The 17,652-nt window shown below is 70.1% G+C and carries 15 protein-coding genes and 1 pseudogene; 3 read left to right on the top strand and 13 right to left on the bottom strand.

From position 1 onward, the window contains the following. The 13 genes and pseudogenes from ABH927_RS16875 to ABH927_RS16815 form a co-directional block, all read right to left on the bottom strand. A pseudogene (locus ABH927_RS16875) lies at positions 1-290 on the bottom strand (glycosyl transferase); the annotation flags it as partial. A gap of 23 nt (positions 291-313) precedes the next feature. Then, the gene (locus tag ABH927_RS16870; protein WP_370022522.1) at positions 314-1,345 is read right to left on the bottom strand and encodes a spermidine/putrescine ABC transporter substrate-binding protein; all 1,032 of its coding nucleotides are present in this window, start codon (positions 1,343-1,345) and stop codon (positions 314-316) included. A gap of 355 nt (positions 1,346-1,700) precedes the next feature. Next, on the bottom strand, positions 1,701-2,261 hold the full coding sequence (locus ABH927_RS16865) for an ATP/GTP-binding protein (protein WP_370022537.1): 561 nt from the start codon (positions 2,259-2,261) through the stop codon (positions 1,701-1,703). A gap of 7 nt (positions 2,262-2,268) precedes the next feature. After that, positions 2,269-2,628, bottom strand: a complete 360-nt coding sequence (locus tag ABH927_RS16860) for a DUF742 domain-containing protein (RefSeq protein ID WP_370022520.1) — start codon at positions 2,626-2,628, stop codon at positions 2,269-2,271. Positions 2,629-2,646: 18 nt separating this feature from the next. Then, positions 2,647-3,066, bottom strand: a complete 420-nt coding sequence (locus ABH927_RS16855; RefSeq protein ID WP_370022518.1) for a roadblock/LC7 domain-containing protein — start codon at positions 3,064-3,066, stop codon at positions 2,647-2,649. Next, on the bottom strand, positions 3,063-6,314 hold the full coding sequence (locus tag ABH927_RS16850) for a nitrate- and nitrite sensing domain-containing protein (protein WP_370022516.1): 3,252 nt from the start codon (positions 6,312-6,314) through the stop codon (positions 3,063-3,065). Before ABH927_RS16850 ends, ABH927_RS16855 begins: the two co-directional genes overlap by 4 nt. 163 nt (positions 6,315-6,477) lie before the next feature. Beyond that, positions 6,478-8,787 carry a [protein-PII] uridylyltransferase gene (locus ABH927_RS16845; protein WP_370022514.1) on the bottom strand — a complete coding sequence of 770 codons (2,310 nt, stop codon included), beginning with the start codon at positions 8,785-8,787 and terminating at the stop codon, positions 6,478-6,480. Positions 8,788-8,794: 7 nt separating this feature from the next. Beyond that, on the bottom strand, positions 8,795-9,133 hold the full coding sequence (locus ABH927_RS16840) for a P-II family nitrogen regulator (protein WP_030510869.1): 339 nt from the start codon (positions 9,131-9,133) through the stop codon (positions 8,795-8,797). Continuing rightward, positions 9,130-10,473, bottom strand: a complete 1,344-nt coding sequence (locus ABH927_RS16835; RefSeq protein ID WP_370022511.1) for an ammonium transporter — start codon at positions 10,471-10,473, stop codon at positions 9,130-9,132. Before ABH927_RS16835 ends, ABH927_RS16840 begins: the two co-directional genes overlap by 4 nt. A 398-nt stretch (positions 10,474-10,871) precedes the next feature. Then, positions 10,872-11,807, bottom strand: a complete 936-nt coding sequence (locus ABH927_RS16830) for an RNA polymerase sigma factor RpoD/SigA (protein WP_370022509.1) — start codon at positions 11,805-11,807, stop codon at positions 10,872-10,874. Between the two features lie 228 nt (positions 11,808-12,035). Then, positions 12,036-13,184 (bottom strand): imidazolonepropionase, encoded by a 1,149-nt coding sequence (gene hutI / locus ABH927_RS16825; protein WP_370022507.1) that lies wholly within the window; start codon positions 13,182-13,184, stop codon positions 12,036-12,038. Positions 13,185-13,328: 144 nt separating this feature from the next. Then, on the bottom strand, positions 13,329-14,672 hold the full coding sequence (locus tag ABH927_RS16820; protein ID WP_370022505.1) for a formimidoylglutamate deiminase: 1,344 nt from the start codon (positions 14,670-14,672) through the stop codon (positions 13,329-13,331). Positions 14,673-14,772: 100 nt separating this feature from the next. Continuing rightward, positions 14,773-14,964 carry a hypothetical protein gene (locus tag ABH927_RS16815; protein WP_370022503.1) on the bottom strand — a complete coding sequence of 64 codons (192 nt, stop codon included), beginning with the start codon at positions 14,962-14,964 and terminating at the stop codon, positions 14,773-14,775. A 39-nt stretch (positions 14,965-15,003) separates the two neighbouring features. Here ABH927_RS16815 and ABH927_RS16810 point away from each other — a divergent pair, with 39 nt between their 5' ends. The 3 genes from ABH927_RS16810 (at position 15,004) to ABH927_RS16800 (ending at position 17,303) form a co-directional block, all read left to right on the top strand. Continuing rightward, complete coding sequence (locus ABH927_RS16810) at positions 15,004-15,378, top strand: hypothetical protein (RefSeq protein WP_370022501.1); 375 nt, start codon at positions 15,004-15,006, stop codon at positions 15,376-15,378. 58 nt (positions 15,379-15,436) lie between these two features. Further along, positions 15,437-16,402: an ATP-binding cassette domain-containing protein gene (locus tag ABH927_RS16805; protein WP_370022499.1), complete on the top strand. Its 966-nt coding sequence runs from the start codon at positions 15,437-15,439 to the stop codon at positions 16,400-16,402. A 151-nt stretch (positions 16,403-16,553) separates the two neighbouring features. Further along, on the top strand, positions 16,554-17,303 hold the full coding sequence (locus ABH927_RS16800; protein WP_370022497.1) for an ABC transporter permease: 750 nt from the start codon (positions 16,554-16,556) through the stop codon (positions 17,301-17,303). Positions 17,304-17,652: the final 349 nt, after the last annotated feature.

Genomic DNA, 17,652 nt, shown 5'->3' with positions numbered 1-17,652 from the left:
TGCTCACGCGTACTCTTGCGATACTCCGGAGCCGTATCCCGGATGAAGTCCTTCCAGAACTGCCCCGCGTCCCGCACCTCCGCGTCCTGCTCCTCCTCAGCCGGCGGCGCCAGATCCACCAGGTCCTCCTCAAAACCCAGCGCCTCCAGCTTCCCCTTCCACGACGCCTCCGCCGCGAACACCACCCGGTGACCGCGACGCCGCAGGACGTCCCCGATCCCGATGCAGTTGTTCGTCGGGCCGTAGGCACTCTCCGGCATGAACAGGATCGTCAGGGGCTGCTCGCTCATGAGTTCTCCAGGTAGGTGTGTCGTCACTGCTTGGCCGCGACCTCGGTCGCCAGGCGCGTGTACTTCGTCGAGTCCTGGCCGAGGTCGATGATCGACTCGCCCTGGAGCAGGTCGGCGGGCGTCATCGCCAGCGGCGGGTTGGCGGCGAGCAGCGCGGGGTCGACCTTGTCCATGGCGGCCTTGTTGGGGACCTTGTAGAGGATGTTCGCCGACACCCAGCCGTGGATCTCCGGGTCGAGGATGTAGTTGATGAAGGCGTGCGCCGCCTCCTTGTTCTTGGAGGTCTTGAGGATGACCATGGTGTCCGCCCAGAGGTCGCTGCCCTCCTTCGGCACCACGAACTTGATGTTCTTGTCCGACGTCGGGCACCAGCCGTCCCATGCCTCCACGAGCGCGGCCTCACCCTTCCGCAGGCGGGCGCCGAAGGTCGTGTCGTCGTACGCCAGCAGGTTCTTCTTGGCCTCGATGAGAAGATCCTTGGCCTTGGCGAGCTGCGCGTCGTCGGTCGTGTTGATGGAGTAGCCGAGAGACTTCAGCGCCGGGAGCGCGAGCCAGCGCTCCGTGGTCATCATCGTGATCTTCTTGCGCAGCTCCACGGGCGGATTGAGCAGGACGTTCCAGCTTGTGGGCGCGGTCTTCACCAGGTCGCTGCGGTAGCACAGCCCGGTGGTCCCCCAGGTGTAGGGCACCGAGTACTTGTTGCCCTTGTCGTACGACAGGTTCGCGGCCTCAGGGTAGAGGTTGGCGAGGTTCGGGATGAGCTCGGGGTGGATCGGCTCCAGCAGGCCCGCCTCATTCAGCGCCTGAGCGTACTGGCCCGACACGAAGGCGACGTCGATGCCGCTGTCGGCACCGGTCGTCAGCTTGGCCATGATCGTCTCATTGGTGTCGTGCAGAGCGACCTTGAGGTCGAAGCCGAGCTTGTTCTTGACCCGCTGCGGAAGGTCCTTCGGGCTGTACCCGTCCCAGATCGAAATCGTGAGGCTTTGCTTGGTGAGGTCGGCGTTCGGGTCCAGCCTGGCCACCGACGCGCTGGGCGCCGCCTCGCTCGTCACCGCGCTGCCGGAACCGCCACACGCGGAGAAGGGCAGCACAAGACCAGCGGCGAGAACGGTCGATAAGCGTCGGGCACGCCAAATTCGGGACACGGCCGCCACTCCCAATGGATTCATCCGCAGAGCCTGCGAGCAGCAGACCAGGGGGAAAGGACTCTCAGCGCGTATCAGCATAGATCATGCTTTCCACCCATATTTCGCCAAACGTCCTCACATCGCGTGCCTGCGGGCCGTGAAAAGCCGACACGACGCGGTACGGCCCCGGCACCACCAGACGATGGCTGGCCGGTGATGGGCGGCGTCGAAGATCAGGGCCACAGGCGCTCAGCCGGTGGCCCTGCCGACAACCCGATCCTCAATAGGACCGGCCGCCGTACGCGGCGCGGACCGTCAGGACGTACTCCACCAGGCTGATGAGCGTGGACTTGACCGCGTCCCGCGAACGGGCGTCGGTCCGCACCACCGGAACGTGGGGAGGAAGGGAGAGGGCCTCCCGGACCTCGTCCTCGGAGTGGAGGAACTGGCCCTCCCAGCCGTTCATCGCGACCACGAAGGGAAGCTGGGCCTCCTCGAAGTAGTCGATGGCGGGGAAGCAGTCGGCGAGTCGCCGGCTGTCCACCAGCACGACCGCCCCGATGGCACCGCGCACGAGGTCGTCCCACATGAACCAGAACCGGTGCTGGCCGGGCGTCCCGAACAGATAGAGGATCAGGTCCTGGTCCAGCGAGAGCCGGCCGAAGTCCATGGCGACGGTGGTCGTCGTCTTGTTCGGCGTGAGGCCGAGGTCGTCGATTCCCGCGCTGGCGTCGGTCATCACGGCCTCGGTCGTCAGCGGGAGGATCTCGGATACGGCCCCGACGAAGGTCGTCTTGCCCACACCGAACCCACCCGCGACGACGATCTTCGTCGAGGTCAGCCCACGACTAGAGCCTGCGTAGTCCACTGAGCACCCTTTCGAGCAGGTTGAGGTCTGGCTGTCCCTGACTGAGCTGCGGCATGTGCAGGCGGACCAGACCCTCGTCGGCCATGTCGGCGATGAGCACGCGGGCCACGCCGAGCGGAACCCGGAGCAGCGCCGAAACCTCCGCGACCGATCGTACGGAACGGCACAGCATCATGATCGATTCCTGCTCCGGGGTGAGGAGGGAATAATCATCGCTCATCAAGGTCACCGATGATACGAGGGTTTCCATCGCCATGTGATAACGCGGCTGGGAACGCCCTCCGGTGACGGCGTACGGACGGAACAGAGGCTCGTCCTCTGTCCCGTCATGCTCGCGCATGCCCCTCTCCCGCGGTGATCATCGGCGTGATGTCTGGAGCTCGGCGCGCAACGCCGGGGTGAGCACCTGACCGGCACGCTCCACGAGCAGGGTCATCTGGTACGCCACCAGGCCCATGTCGCAGTCGGGAGCGGCCAGTACGGCGAGGCATGACCCGTCGCTGATGGCCATGACGAGCAGCAGGCCGCGCTGCATCTCCACGACCGTCTGGGTGACCGAGCCGCCCTCGAACACCCGGGACGCGCCCACGGTGAGGCTCAGCAGGCCGGCGGCGACGGCCGCGAGCTGGTCGGCGCGGTCAGGCGGGAAGCCATCGGATTGGGCGAGCCGCAGGCCGTCCGACGAAACCACCACCGCGTGGGCGACGCCCGGCGTGGTCCCGACGAACTCGGTGATCAGCCAGTCGAACCTGCGTGCTTCCACGCTCAGCTCAGTCACGAACCATCCTCCTCATTACCCGACCCTTCGACGGAGCCTCCGGCCAGGTCCGCCCGCCCCCGCCGTACACCCTGCTGGAAGCTGGACAGGCGGTTGCGCACCGCCTCGGCCGACACCGGGGGGCGCGGCGCCGCGGCCGCGCTGCCCGTCCCGACCGACCCGGGCACCAGGTTGGCCTTGGGCGTCCGTTTCGGCAGACCGGCCGCCGTGACGCCGCCCAGTGAGGGATCCTTCACGGTGGCCGCCGCCTGGAAGCCGCTGTCAGCCTGGGACCACCAGGCCCCTTCTGCCTGCCCCGCCCTGGACCGATCTCCATCACCCGGCGCGCCGGCGGGGACCTGGCCGGACGCGACCTGACCTGATGGCGCCTGGCCGTAGTCCGGGAGCCTGGACGCGGCGGCATCCGGCATCGATGTCTCTCCTTGTCCCGCTGCCTGTCCCGCTGCCTGTCCCGCTGCCTGTCCCGCTGCCTGTCCCGCTGCCTGCCCAGCCGCCGGTACGACTGCCACCTCCTCGCCCGCCGGTCGGCGGAACCAGGCCGACTCCACCGAGGCGAAGATCGGCAGGTACTCGTCGCCCCGCTCAAGCGGGGAGTCCTCCACCACCGGCAACGGCCCCGTCGTCACCGCGGCCTCCCCGATCGGGAAGGCCCCGGAGTGCTCCGTGAACACCGGCGGCTCGCCGAACGGGGACGGCTCACCGAACGCGGACGGACCGGCAGGCGGCTCACCGAACGGAGCCCGCGCGGCCGGCGGCTCACCGAACGCGGACGGACCAGCGGGCGGACCAGTGGGCGGCTCACCGAACGCGGGAAGGGCGGCCGGTTGACCGAACAGGGGCCGGCCGGTGGGCGGCTCGCCGAACGGGAACGCGCCCGCGGCCGGCGCGACGGGACGATCCGGGAACGCCGAGGGCCCGGTGGGCGACTCGGTGTACGCCGGGAAGCTCTCCGTGACGTCCTGCGCCGGCGCGCCGAAGGGCGCGAAGCCTCCATCGCTTCCCGCGACGCCCGCCGGATGCGCACCATTCGACCCATTGGCGGCCTCTGCGCCATCCGAGCCCCATGCGCCGTTCTGTCGCGGCGTGGACGGCCTGCGCGTCGGCAGCCCGTTGGCCACCGGGGCGGGGCTGGAGGGACTCCACGGTGAGAAGCCTCCCGGGCTGTCCGGGGCCTCCTGCTGCGACGGCGTGCCCCAGGGCTGGAACGATCCCGTGGGGGGCGGCGCCGTCCCGGAGGCCGGGTCGCCGAAGGCTCCCCGAGGCGGGGGGACGGGCGCAGCCGGGTGCGCGGCCGGCTGGTCGGCGTTGGAGATCAGGTCGGCCGGGAACAGCACCATCGCGATCATGCCGCTGCCGTCGCCCGCCCGGAGCTGGACCCGGATGCCGTGGCGGAGCGCCAGGCGGCCGACCACGAACAGGCCCATCCGGCGGGAGACCGACACGTCGACGGTCGGCGGCTCCGCCAGGCGGCGGTTGGTCTCCGCCAGTTCCTCGGGAGACATGCCGATTCCGGCGTCGCTCACTCCGAGCATGACCGCGCCGCCCTCCACGGGGCTGCTCGACACCAGGACCTTGGTGTTGCGCGGCGAGAAGGCGATGGCGTTCTCCACCAGTTCGGCGACCAGGTGGACCACGTCGTTGGCCGCGTGGCCCGCCACGGCGATGCTGCGGTGGACCTTGACGGTGACCCGCTCGTAGTCCTCGACCTCGGACAAGGAGGCGCGGACCACGTCGACCAGCCGGGCAGGCTGGCTCCGCTTGCGGGCGGGCTCGTGCCCGGCGAGGACGAGGAGGTTCTCACTGTTGCGGCGCATGCGGGTGGCGAGGTGGTCGAGCTTGAACAGGTCGGCCAGCCGGCCGCCGTCCTCCTCGCCGCGCTCCAGGCCGTCGATCAGTGAGATCTGCCGCTCCACCAGCGTCTGCGTGCGGCGCGACAGGTTCACGAACATGGCGTTGACGTTGGCGCGCAGCCGGGACTCCTCCGCCGCGAGCCGTACGGCCTGGCGGTGGACCTCGTCGAAGGCCTGCGCGACTTCGCCGATCTCGTCCGCGGTGCCGACCGCGATCGGCTTCACCTGAGGATCCTGGGACACGTCGTCGGACTGGCGCATCCGCCGGACGACATCGGGGAGCCGGAGGCCGGCGATCTCCAGGGCCTCCGCCCGGAGCCGGCGCAGCGGCCGCACCATGGAACGCGCGATGAGCACGGTGCTGGCGAGGACGAGGAGGAGGAGCGCGAGGATCAGCGTCCCGGCGATCAGCGCGTTCCGCTGCTCGGACGACTGCAGTTCCCGGGCCCGGTCGAGGACCGTGGCCGAGACGCGATGCTCGACGACGGCCATCTGCTCGACGGCCTTGGTGCTGTGCTGGAACCACCGCTGCAGGATCCGGTCGCGGTCGCGGTAGCGGCCGAGGGAGACGCCCTGGATGCCCAGTGTGAGGGCCCACGACTTGGTGAGCTCGGTGTCGACGATGTCCTTGTCGCCGAGGAGCGTCACCAGCCGGCTGGCCTCGAGGGGCGAGGCCTCTGTGTAGAAGGTGGCGAGGTAGCTCTGCTGCCGGGACTGCGAGGCGAGGAAGTCCTTGAGCTCGCTGGGGGTGTAGATCTCGTTGCGCTCGAGAAGCTCCCTGGCCAGCATCGACCGCTGGAGGGCCACCTCCTCCTTGGCGTGGGCGATGCCGCCGAGGGCGTGGAAGTCACCGACGACCTGGGGGTCGTCGCCGTTCTGGCCGAACTCGTCCTGCAGCCGCAGGATGTTCGCGATGAGGGCGGAGTAGTCCTCAGGAGCACCGTTGGCGCGGATGCCGGGAAGGCTCGCGATCCGGTTGACGGCCTGCTCCGCCTGCTCGACGGCCCGCACTCCGAACGCGGGGTCGAGGTTCTTGAGATCGGCCGTCACCTGGTGGATCAGCGGGTCTACCACCGCCCGCTGGCCGGCCCTGGTGAGCTCGGTCTGGCCGTCCACGTTGAACTTCCGCCGGGGGCCGCCCCAGACGGTGAGGTCGCGCTCAAGCGCCAGCTGCTGCGCCAGGTCGCGTAGCCGCACGGAGTATTCGGCGGCCTGTCTGACCCGCCCGTAGGCGTTGATGCTGTCGATCGACCCCACGACTCTGACGCCGGCGAGGAGCACGGCCACCAGCGTGGGGGCGATGATCAGGGCCGTCAGGCGGGTGGGGACCCGCCAGTTGCGCGGGGTGAAACGACTTGGCCGCGCGTGGTTATCTGTCTTCGACTGCTCCGTGCTCACCGGCCCCGCCATCTTTCGGCATGCCTTCACGCGTCTGGACAGCATGAAGTTACATAGCTATACAAGTGGGGGCAATTCGACCACAAGGTCACGATCTACCGCGCACCAAGGCATGCCGCCGCACTCAATTGTTATGAACAGGAAAGAGGATCTTCCCGTTGCCTCACCTCAGAGCGGCGAGCACATGCTCGCGCACTTGGGCCCGCTGCTGCTCGTCCGTGATGGGACGACCCGTCCGATCTGCCACATAGAAGACGTCTACCGCCTCTGCGCCGAGAGTCTCCACGCGAGCCGCCCTCACGTCAAGGCCGCACTCGCCGAAAGCGCGCCCGATCTTCCACAGCAGCCCCGGCCGGTCGTGCGCGCGCACCTCGACCACGGTGGCTGTATTGGACGCGTCGTCCACCAGCGTAACTCTGGGCGGCGCCACCGGCACCCGGGGCGGCCGCATCGACCTCGTCCGCCGGGCCAGCCGCTGCTCGATGTCCAGCCGACCGGCGAGGACAAGGCGGAGATCCGCCTCCAGCGTCGCCGGGTCCGGCGGCGTGCCGTACTCGGGCACCACGACGAACTCGATGACCGCCGTCGACCCGGCCGACGCGGCGGAGGCCGACCGCACGACCATCCGGTGGGCGGCGAGCACTCCGGCCGCGCGCCACAGCAGCCCGTGCCGGTCCGGCGCGACCACGGTGACCGCGCCCCGGTTCACCCGTACGGCGCCGCCGCCGTGCCTGGCGAGGGCGGCCTGCTCGGCCGACAGCACGGGCGCGGGCACGGGCGGCGTGCCGGACAGCACGGACCTGACCCGGCGCACCAGGTCGGAGACCAGGGATGCCTTCCAGGAGTTCCACGCGGCCGGGCCGGTGGCGTTGCCGTCGGCCACGGCCAGGGCGGCGAGCAACTCCAGCACCTGTCTCGACCCGACGGCCTCGGCCACGCGGGCGATGGTCACGGGGTCGTCGAGGTCACGGCGGGTCGCGGTCTCCGGCAGCAGCAGGTGGTGTCGGACCACGGTGGCCACGGTCTCCACGTCGGCCGGTGGCAGGCCGATCCGGGCGCCGATGTCGCGCGCCACGACCTCGCCGGTCGTCGAGTGGTCGCCAGGCCACCCCTTGCCCATGTCGTGAAGGAGCGCGGAGATGAGCAGCAGGTCGGGCCGGGAGACCTCGCGGGTGAAGGACGCCGCTCCGGCCGCGGTCTCGATGAGATGACGGTCCACCGTATATCGGTGTACCGGATTTCGCTGCGGGCGGTGCCGTACGCGCTCCCAGTCGGGGATCAGCCGGACCAGGACGCCGGCCTGGTCGAGCTCCTCCCACACGGGTACGGCGGCGCGCCCGGCGCCGAGCAGGGCCACGAGCGCGGCACGCGCCTCCTCGGGCCAGGGCACGGGAAGGGGCGGCGACTGGGCGGCGAGCGCGGAGACGGTGGCGGGCGCCATGGGCAGCCCGGCCTCGGCCGCGGCCGCGGCCGCGCGCAGCACGAGCGTGGGGTCGTCGCGCGGGTTGACGCCCCGGGCGAGGACGACCTCGCCGCCGTGCTCGACGATGCCGTCGGCGAGCGGGCGCCTGCCTCTCGGCGCGGGACCGGACAGCAGCCGGTCCACGGTCCGCCAGGTGGCGTCGAAAGCGTGGGAGATGGTCCGGCCCGCCTCCGCCAGCCGGCGCATCAGCGCCTCAGCGTCCAGCAGGCCGAGCGTTCCGGCGACCGCGTCCTGCTCCTGGAGCACCAGGCGGTCGGCGCCGCGGGCGGTGACCAGGTGGAGGCCGTGCCTGATGTCGAGCAGGAACTCGTAGGCCTCCCGGACCCGGGGACCGGGGGCGGACGCGACCCAGGCGGCGGCCACGGCCTGCATCGCCTGCACGTCGCGGAGGCCTCCCCTGGCGTCCTTCAGATCGGGTTCGAGGAGGAAGGCCAGCTCACCGCACGACTCGGCCCGCTTGTCCGCCGAGGTCCGCAGCTCCGCGAGCCTGCGCCGGGAGTCGGCGCGCCACTCGGCGAGGACGGCCTCGCGGACCGCCCGCGTCAGCTCTGGGTCCCCGACGACGTGCCGGGCCTGGATCAGCCCGAGGACGGCCTTGAGATCCTCCCGGGCCACCTTGACCGCCTCGTCCACCGTGCGGACCGAGTGGTCGAGACCCACTCCCGAGTCCCAGATGGGGTACCAGATTCGGTCCGCGATCCGGCCGACGTCGTCCCGCCCGTTGTGGAGCAGGACGAGATCCAGGTCGCTGCCTGGGGCGAGCTCACCCCGCCCCAGGCTGCCGACGGCGACGAGAGCGACACCGCTGATCCCGGGGGGACCGGCGGCGCCGCGCTCCTCTGGGAAGCCGCCCTTGGCTCCCGGTCCGCTCCGTCCCTCGCGGGCGTACGGCTGCGCGCCCGCCGTACGGAACAGATCGGTGAGCCACCTGTCGATGTCCGCGCCCCTGTCCTTGCGGGCCGCGGCGAACGAGCGAGCTTCCCCTCTCATCATCCGGTTACAGGGCCTCCGGCCCGCGTTCACCGGTGCGGACCCGGACGACCGTGTCCACCGGGACGGACCAGACCTTGCCGTCGCCGATCTTGCCGGTCTGGGCGGCCTTGACGATGACGTCGATGACGTCCTCGGCGTCGTCCTCCTCGGCCAGGACCTCGACGCGCACCTTGGGGACCAGGTCGACCTGGTATTCGGCGCCGCGGTAGACCTCGGTGTGGCCGCGCTGCCGGCCGTACCCGCTGGCCTCGCTGACCGTCATGCCCTTGATGCCGAACTGCTCCAGCGCGGCCTTGACGTCGTCGAGCTTGAAGGGCTTGATCACTGCGGTGATGAGTTTCATGCGTCCACCTTCTTGGCCTCAGCCGGAACAGCCGGCCCGTTGAGCGAGGCCACGCCCGAGGAGTGGATGGTGCCGAGGTCGTAACCGGTCTCGGCGTGCGTCGTGATGTCGATGCCGGTGACCTCCTCCTCCTGGGGCAGCCGGAAGCCCATCGTCTTGTCGATGATCTTGCCGATTATCCAGGAGGCGATGAACGAGTAGCCGCCGACGGCGACCGGACCAAGAAGCTGGAGACCGAGCTGCTTGAAGCCTCCACCGTAGAACACGCCCAGGCTCTGCTGCTCCAGAAAGGGGTAGGCCGCGACAAAACCGAGGGAGACGGCGCCGACGACACCGCCGACCAGGTGCACGCCGACCACGTCGAGCGAGTCGTCGTAGCCGAGCTTGTACTTGAGGCCCACGGCGTACGCGCAGATCGCACCGGCCACGGCGCCGAGGAGAACGGCGACCCAGGGGTCCACGAAACCGGCCGCGGGGGTGACGGCGACCAGACCGGCGACGGCGCCGGAGGCGACGCCCAGCGTGGTGGAGTGGCCGTCGCGGAGCTTCTCGACGAGGATCCAGGCGCCCGCGGCGGCGGCCGTCGCGACCTGGGTGTTCATGAACGCGAGACCCGTGGTCTGGTCGACCGCGAGCTCGGAACCGGCGTTGAAGCCGAACCAGCCGAACCACAGGAGACCCGCGCCGAGGAGGACCAGCGTCAGGTTGTGGGGGCGCATGGGGTCCTTGCGCCAGCCCGTCCGCTTGCCGAGCACCAGCGCGAGGGCCAGGCCCGCCGCACCGGCGTTGATGTGCACCACCGTTCCACCGGCGAAGTCCTCGATACCGAGGCTGAACAGCCAGCCACCGCCCCAGACCCAGTGGGCCACGGGGAAGTAGACCACGGTCGCCCAGACGATGGAGAAGACGACCCAGGCGCCGAACTTGGCACGGTCCGCGATCGCGCCACTGATCAGCGCCACCGTGATGATCGCGAACGTCAGCTCGAAGGCCGAGAACACCAGGTTCGGGAAGTTGTCGGCGATCGTGGACGCGTCACCGGCCTTATCGACGATAAGGCCCGTGTAGACGGTGTTGAAAAGGCCCCTGAGGCCGAGGTTGTCCAAACCGCCGACGAACTTGTTGACCGTTGCGTTGCCCGCGACCCCGAAAGCGAGCGAGTGCCCGTAAAGCACCCAGGCGATGGTCACAGTGATGATGCTGACGAAGGACATCATCATCATGTTCAGGACGCTCTTGGCCCTGGTCATGCCCCCGTAGAAGAACGCGAGGCCGGGAGTCATCAGCAGCACCAGCGCGGTGGCTGTGATCATCCAGGCGGTGGTGCCGGTATCGATCATCGATACGGCCCTCCTTCTTACAATTGGCGTGTGGCCGGTTATTCACTCCCGCAGTGGCTTCGTCCGGGGCATCGCCCCACCCGCGAAACTCTTCGCAAGCTCTGAGTCTCCGCGGGGCCCGAGGTCGCCGGCTGGCGCACTGACGTTGGCGACAGCGTGTTCTTCCGCCGTTTCAGGTCGCGACCAGGTGTGTTTCACATCTGTGAAACTCGCGGTTGTCATGTTTCAGCCGCGTTTCAGATGCCCCATGGCACCACAAAACGCGCACCCGGTACGAGTGCGCGTTGTGGAAAGACTTCTCCGCCGTACGGCCCGGGCCGGCGGCCGGCCGAGCCGCCTCAGGCGGCGGGACCGGCCGGCTCACACGGCGGGGCCGGGCTGCTCAGAAGGGGTGGGGGTCAGGCGGCGGCGGTCGCCATCTTGCGGAGCCGCAGCAGGGCGTCGCGCTCCAGCCGGCGGGCCCGGTCGCGGCCGATGCCGTAGCGCTCCCCCACCTCGGTGAGGGTGTGCTCACGGCCGTCCACGAGCCCGTAACGCCAGCGCAGCATCTCGCGGGTCTGGCCCTCCAGGCCCGTCAGCCACTCCTCCAGGCGCTCCTTCTCCAGCGTGGCCATCGCCTGCTGCTCCGGGTCGGCCCACGTGTCGTCCGCGATCATGTCGCCCAGCTCGGTCTCGTCCTCGTCGCCCACGCCGAGCTGGAGAGACACCGGGTCGGACGCCCACCGGCGCAGCTCCTGCACGCGCTCGATCGGCAGGTCGAGCACCTCGGCCAGGTCGGCGTCGGTCGGCTCCGCGTCGAACTCGGCCAGCATGTCCCTGCGGACCCGCATCAGCCGGGTCATCTGCTCCCCCGCGTGGGTGGGCAGGCGGACCGGCCGGGCCTGCTCGTGGATCGAGCGCCCCACCGACTGCCGGATCCACCACGTCGCGTAGGTCGAGAACTTGTACCCCCGCCGGTAGTCGAACTTCTCCACCGCGCGCACCAGACCCAGATTGCCCTCCTGCACGAGGTCGATCAGGGGCATCCCCCGCCCCGAATACTTCCTCGCCACCGCCACCACGAGCCGCAGATTGGCCTGGATGAACTCGTCCTTCGCACGCTGCCCCGAGATCGCGATGCGCTCCAGCTCCTCGTCGGCCGCGTCAGCGATCTTGGGCTCGGCCCGCCCGCTGTCCAGCAGGTGCTCCGCGAGAAGACCCGCCTCGATGCGCTTGGCGAGCTCCACCTCCTGCTCCGCGGTCAGCAGAGGGACCCGCCCGATCTCGGCAAGATAGGTTCCCAGCAGGTCCCGATCACTGACGTGCTGGTCCTGCGTCCGATTCCCCGTCGCCATTCGATGGCACCTCGTTCCGCCGCGCCGCAGTATGCAGTATGTGAAGCCGACTCCGGAGTCGATTCGCCCATGGTCAGCGGGCTGCCCCGACTTCTTCGTCCCGACCTGATGAACGGTTTATCCGGTGCAAAGATTCCCTAAATTAATACGTCCCCGGAATGGTTTTGGATTCATCCCCAAGGAGGATGTGATCCCCAGAAAAGGCCCGATTACCCTCACCGGCGGTCCTCAAACGACTCGCCGCCCCGACTGCCACACCTGCGCCACCAGTGGCACGCCGGGCCGGTAGGCGAGATGGACGTAGGAGGGCGCCTCCAGAATCACCAGATCGGCCCGCGCGCCCACCCTCAGCGTGCCGACGTCCGTCCTCCGCAGCGCCCGCGCGCCGCCCGACGTGGCCGCGCGAACCGCCTCCAGCGGTGTCATCCGCATCTCCCGCACGGCCAGCGCCACGCAGAACGGCATCGACGTCGTGAACGAGGAGCCGGGGTTGCAGTCGGTGGCCAGGGCCACGGTGACGCCCGCGTCGAGCAGCCTGCGCGCGTCCGGATAGGGCGAGCGGGTCGAGAACTCCGCCGCCGGCAGCAGCGTGGCGACCACGCCGCTGTCGGCGAGCGCGGCGACGTCGGCGCCGCTCAGGTGCGTGCAGTGGTCGGCGGAGGCCGCTCCCATCTCGCACGCGAGCCGCACGCCGGGGCCCTCGCCGAGCTGATTGGCGTGCACCCTGGCCCGCAGGCCCGCCTTCATCCCCGCCGCGAGGATCTCCCTGCTCTGGTCCTCGTCGAACGCGCCGCGCTCGCAGAAGACGTCCACCCACTTGGCGTACGGCGCGCAGGCGTCGAGCATGGGCCCGGTCACCGTGCGCACGTAATCGTCCGCCGTGGTCTCCGGCGGCACCACGTGGGCGCCCAGATAGGTCGTCTCCTCGGTGAACTGGCTGGCGATCTCCAGGCAGCGCCGCTCGTCCTCCACCGTGAGGCCGTAGCCGCTCTTGGTCTCGAACGTCGTCGTCCCCTGGAGGGTCATCTCGCTCACCAGGACCGCCGTGTTGGCCACCAGCTCCGGGATGGTGGCCGCCCGGGTCGCGGCGACCGTGGCCGCGATGCCTTCCGCCGCGTACGGCTCGCCCGCCATCCGCGCCGCGAACTCGGCCGTGCGGTCGCCCGCGAACACGAGGTGGGCGTGGCTGTCCACGAACCCGGGGATGACCGCGCGGCCGTCCACCTCGACCCGCTCCTCGGCGGCGGGCGCGTCGCCGGAGCGTCCGATCCAGCTCACCACGCCGTCCTGGACCACCAGCGCGGCGTCCTCGATCTCCTCGCGCGCCGGGTCGGCGGTGTAAAGCAAGCCGATCCCGTCGAACACCGTTGCCCTCATCGTGCTCGCCCCACGATTTCCAATCCTCGCCAGACCCCGCCGGGCGCAAACCCGCCGAGAGGCCTCTGACAAGCCCTCCCATCAGTCCGTACGGCGGGCTGTTTCAGGAAGCCCGGGCGGGGGGCTCCGTCTTAAGCCGTCGGCTCAGGGCCGGACGCTCGCGACCACGTCGCGGAGGAGGGCGCCGACGTCGCCGAGCACGTGGCGGCCGTCCGTCACGACCCTGCGGCCCCCGGACACCACCGAATGGACGTCGGCCGCCGTCGCGGCGAACACGACGCACTCCGCCGCCGAGCCCTTCGTCGCGCCTGCCGTACGGACCGAGTCGAGGCGGACGGACACGAGGTCGGCCCACGCGCCGGGCACGAGGCAGCCCGCGTCGGGGAAGCCGAGCGAAGCGTGCCCGGCCGCCGTGGCGGCGTGGAGCAACTCGGCGGCCCGCCAGTGCCCGCGCTCCCGAGTGGCCAGCCGCTCGTACAACTCGACCGAGCGGGCCTCCTCGAAGAGGTCGATCACCGCGTGGCTGTCCGAGCCCAAGACGATCGGCGCCCCGGCCTCCTGCAGCCGGCGCGCCGGGCCGATGCCGTCGGCGAGGTCGCGCTCGGTCGTCGGGCACATGCACACGTGCGTGATCGAGCCGCCGAGCAGGGCCACGTCCACGTCGGACAGATGCGTCGCGTGCACCGCCGTCGACCGTGGCCCGAGCGCGCCGTGCTCGTGGAGCACCTGCACCGGCGTGGCCGAGTAGGTCTCCACGCACAGCTCGTTCTCGGCGCGCTGCTCGGAGACGTGCGCGTGCAGCGGCCCGGCGTGCCGGTGGGCGAAGTCGACGACGACGCGCATCTGCTCGGGCGGGACCGCGCGCACGGAGTGAATGGCGGCGCCGATCTCCACGTCGTCGGCCCCTTCGTAGGCCTGGGCCAGCGCCTCGGCCCGGTCCGCCCAGCGGTGGGCGTCCCCGTCGCCGAAGCGCAACTGGGTGCCGACGAGGGCGTCGCCGATCCCGCCGGTGAGGTAGCAGGTGTCGAGCAGCGCGATCCGCAGGCCCGCCCTCCGCGCCGCCTCGATGAGGACGTGTCCCATCGCGTTCGGATCGTCGTACGGCACACCGCCCGGCCCGTGATGCACGTAGTGGAACTCGGCGACCGACGTGATCCCGGCCAGCGCCATCTCCGCGTAGGTCGCCGTGGCGAGGGCGAGATAGCCGTCGGGGTCGAGCCTGGCGGCCACGCCGTACATCTGCTCGCGCCAGGTCCAGAAGCTGCCGCGCTCGGTCTGCGTGTGGCCGCGCAGCGCGCGGTGGAATGCGTGCGAGTGGGCGTTGGCGAGGCCGGGGAGCGTGAGCCCGGCGAGCCGTACGGCTCCCGGCGGGGCGGGCACGCCGGGGTACACCTCCGCGATCCGCCGGTCCTCGACGATGATGGCGACGTTCTCCACGACCTCACCGGGATGCAGCCATATCAGCTCGCACCAGTAGGTCGTGCGCACGGGCCCTCCAGCACGACGGCGAGGGCCGGTCTCCGCGACACCCTCCCGCACGCTGCCACTCTAATGAATGGCGCCATTCACCGGGCTGGCAGGGCGGCTCTCATCCGGGGCGGAACGTCTCGGATCCGGGGCAGTCGAGCGTCAGCGCGTACACATTGTGGGGATATCGGTGGTCGTTCGGGTGGATGCGGACCTCGGTGGCGGTCGCCTCCAGGATCACGCAGCAGTACCACTCGCCGTCGTCCAGGAAGAGCCACGGCCCGGTGAGCCGGTCGAGCCCGCTCCGCCGCACCTCCTCCTCCGCCTTGCGGAGGAGAGTCTCCTGGAGGTCATGGACGCCGCCGGGGAAGGCCGCGGCAGAGGCGGCCGGACCGTCTACGGCATCACCCCCGAGGGCCGGGCCGAGTTCGACCGGAGACTGCGCGCCTGCTGGGGCGAGATCATGCCGATCGTCGATCCCTTCCAGGTGGCCTTGACGTTCATGGACCGGCTCCCCAAGGATGACCTCCTCGCCGCCGTCCGCGACAGGCGCGAGCTGCTGCGCGCCGGGTTCGGCATGTTCGAGCGGGCGCTGGACGGCAAGCGCGCGGGGAACGCCCCCCGTCACGTGGACGAGTGCCTGCGGCTCAGCTCGGCCCAGTATCGGGCGCAACTCGAGTGGCTGGAACAGGCCGCCGAGAAGATCGTGAACGACGATTTGCCATAAATCAGTTGCCACTCCCCCTACGGGATGGTGGAGCGTGACTCCCGGAAAGGAGCCACTCGTGATCATTGAGGCGCAAGGTCTCCGCAAGACTTTCAAGAGCCGGGCCAAACGAGGATCCCGCACCCCCGAGATCGTCGAGGCCGTCAAGGGCGTCGACCTGGCCGTCGAGACCGGCGAGATCTTCGGCGTGCTGGGCCCCAACGGCGCCGGCAAGACGACGACGATACGGATGCTCGCCACCCTCATCGCCCCTACCGGCGGGACCGCCACGGTCGCCGGGCACGACCTCCTCGCCGCCCCCGAGGACGTGCGGCGGAGCATCGGCTACGTCAGCCAGGCCGGCGGCGTGGACGACAACAACGGCCCCCGGGCCAACCTCATGCTGGCGGCCCGGCTCAACGGGCTGACCACGGCCGAGGCCGCCGCACGCACCGAGGAGATGATGGCGGCCTTCGACCTGTCCGGGTTCGCCGACCGTCCGGCGCGGACCCTGTCCGGCGGCCAGAAGCGGCGGGTCGCGCTCGCGCTCGGCCTGGTCCACCGGCCACCGCTGCTGTTCCTCGACGAGCCCACGACCGGGCTGGACCCGCAGAACCGGGCCAACCTGTGGGACCAGATCAAGGCGCTCCGCGAACAGGGCACGAGCGTGCTGCTCAGCACCCACTACCTCGACGAGGCCGACGCGCTCTGCGACCGGCTCGTCATCGTGGACCACGGCCTGATCGTGGCCGAGGGCACGCCGGGCGATCTCAAGCGCGAGGTAGCCGGTGACGTCGTGTCCCTCAGGGTGTCCGACACGGCCGCCGCCGCGCAGGCCCTGAAGGCCCTGCCGTACCCGAGGGAGGTCCGCATCGACGGCGACCTGCTGAGGATCTATCTGGACGACGGCGAGCACGCCCTGCCGCAACTCCTGGCCACCCTCGCCGAGCACGACCTGGTGATCCAGTCCATCTCCCTCGAAAGGGCGACGCTCGACGACGTCTTCCTTCACAAGACCGGCCGCTCCCTCCGCGACGCCGCCTGACCCTCACCCCACTTGGGGGTGATCATGCACACCGTCCCCGGTATGCGCCTCCACCTCCCCCACCCCTCGCCGTGATCATGCACACCTTCCGGGACACATGCCACGGCCAGGGAGAACACCGTTCGTGACCATGCACTGAGGTGATCCCCCGATGCTCAAAGACACCGGTCTCTTCCTCGCGTACGAGCTGAGGAACACCGCCCGGAACCCGATCTGGCCGCTCTTCGGCCTCCTCCAGCCCGTCCTCTACCTGCTGCTGTTCGCTCCCCTGCTGGCCAACACCAGCCCGGGAGTGCCGCAGGCCGAGACGCTCAAGCAGTTCACCCCCGGCGTGATGTTGATGATCGCGCTGTTCGGCTCGCTGTTCGTGGGCTTCGGCATGATCGCCGAGATCCGCGGCGGCGTGCTCGAAAGGCTCGCGGCGAGCCCGGCCAGCCGCCCGGCGATCGTCCTCGGCCGCACCCTGCGGGACATGATCGTGCTGGTGATCCAGGCGGTGCTGATCGTGGTCGTGGCCCTGCTCATGGGCATGCGCCCGAGCGTCCCCGGAGTGGCGCTCATGCTCCTGCTCATGGCTCTCACCGGTGTGTTCGCCTCGGGCCTGTCGTACGGCCTGGCCCTGGCGCTGCGCGACGAGAACGGCATGTCGCAGATCCTGCAGTTCTTCGCCCTGCCGCTGATCCTGCTCACCGGGATCCTGCTGCCGATGTCGCTCGCGCCACAGTGGATGCAGTTCGTCGCGAAGGCCAACCCGCTCTACCACGCGGTCGAGGCGGGCCGGGCGCTGTTCGCGGGCAACCTGGCCAGTAGGGAGATCGCGCTCGCGTTCGGCCTGATGCTGGTGCTCGCGCTCGTGACCCTCCGCTGGTCGGTCCGGTCGATGCGCCACCTCGCCGACTGATACTCACGACCTCATAGGCAGAGACGTAGGGTCTCCGCGATCATCGACCTGCCGCAAGATCGCGCGGTGGCCCGCAGCCGATGGCGGTGGACGTTCGACGCGTACATGAGCCGGGTCATCGGCAGACGCCGTCGGACAGAACCGGAGTCGGCAGTCGACGCGATCCCCGAACACCGCCTCGCGCAGCCGGGCGGAATGGCACTCGACGCTCCCAGAGTCCGACCACAAGTCATCCAGCACAGCTCGGCACCACGGCGGGAGGGAAACGGAGTTGGATGGGTAAGCGGGCCTTCGCAGCGGTACAAAAGTCGTTCGCTGATGAAGCCCGGTCTGCCAGGCCCAGCGGCGG

It is taken from the genome of Planotetraspora sp. GP83 (assembly GCF_041262585.1).
In the GTDB taxonomy this organism is placed as follows: Bacteria; Actinomycetota; Actinomycetes; order Streptosporangiales; family Streptosporangiaceae; genus JAOEGB01.
Note: the sequence above shows the minus strand (reverse complement) of the source record. Positions and strands in the feature narration are given on the sequence as shown.